This window comes from Aliiglaciecola sp. CAU 1673 (genome assembly GCF_029223185.1).
In the GTDB taxonomy this organism is placed as follows: Bacteria; Pseudomonadota; Gammaproteobacteria; order Enterobacterales; family Alteromonadaceae; genus Bowmanella.
Map to the genome: position 1 here is coordinate 1 of NZ_JARHUG010000034.1, position 1,187 is coordinate 1,187.

Genomic DNA, 1,187 nt, shown 5'->3' on the forward strand with positions numbered 1-1,187 from the left:
CAGGGCTTCTGCTTTAAACTCTTCGCCGTGGCGTTTACGGGATCTGGATTCTTTTGTCATGCTTCACCTCGATTGCGATTCTATCGCTTAACGAGGTGTCCAGTCTTGTTGGTATGGATCATAACTATATACCTGACCAGCCTTTCTTGCGGGCATGTAATAATCACGATTTTTGTTATGCTACTTATAGGAATAAATCTTATTGTGATAGTGACTTCTTGAATCAGATGAAGATGATTGCTGATAGGACTGCAAAGGATATAAATCAGGATTTTCTCATTCCTTTTGAACTTACGTATGGCGCTTTAATGTCTATGGCTTATACCTATCATTGGTTTGTCGTTAATGATGGAAGGGCATTGTTGGCATACTGTGCCAATAAGGGTTATGGATGTATGATGTTGCAAGGGGAATTAAATGTTGTCAGTGAAAATGGCGCGCCAATATCAGGGGCTGGTAATGAACGCATTTATGCACCTAACCTTTATGATGGACGAGGTTTTTGTTTAATGCCGGTCTACTACAGAACTTGCGCATATGGGACTTGTGTTCCAGATGTGTTATATCTTCCATGTCCCTAAGAGGTACTTCCATGAGTTATATAGAATTAGCTTTAACAAGCATTATATTTGGGTTGTTCCTGCTTAAAGTGAAAAGCCTGGTGATAAGAACAGTGTTGCTGATATTTGTGCCGCCCACTTTTTTGTCAGTAATTTTTCTATCTCAAGTACCAACTGAGGGAATAAATGATGCACCAATGACTGGTGTCGCGATTATTTTTGCATCCATTTATTCGGTTTTTATCTGTTTGTTGACGTTTGCAGTGGCGAAAATACTAACAACCTTGCGAAATAGATATAATCAGTCGTAGAAAAATTATGGTTACCTGCATTGATATGGCGTCTGCATCGCAGTCGCCTGTTTTATTTGCTACACATTGCCACTAAAGCATTTCAGTGACAAGGCTTGCCCTTGCGCTGCATAAATAAGAACGAGTGCCTTTAAATGCAAAAAAGCCGGCGCTTAAATAAGAACCGGCTTTAGAAGGTAACGACTCAATGTCAGGCGCTGGGGGATCCCCTCATAATTCAGGTCTCCCCAGCGTGTGGACCAGACGAGAATATTCGTGTAAAGCCCAGAGTAGACGTTGCTCAGAGATAAGATAGTTAGGCCGTTTCCTGACCTCC

Annotated in this window: 1 protein-coding gene; it reads left to right on the top strand. The window is 41.4% G+C overall.

Annotated features, from left to right (window positions below; genetic code table 11):
* Window positions 1-113 precede the first annotated feature (113 nt).
* Window positions 114-581 carry a hypothetical protein gene (locus P2G88_RS19420; protein WP_275799317.1) on the top strand — a complete coding sequence of 156 codons (468 nt, stop codon included), beginning with the start codon at window positions 114-116 and terminating at the stop codon, window positions 579-581.
* Window positions 582-1,187: the final 606 nt, after the last annotated feature.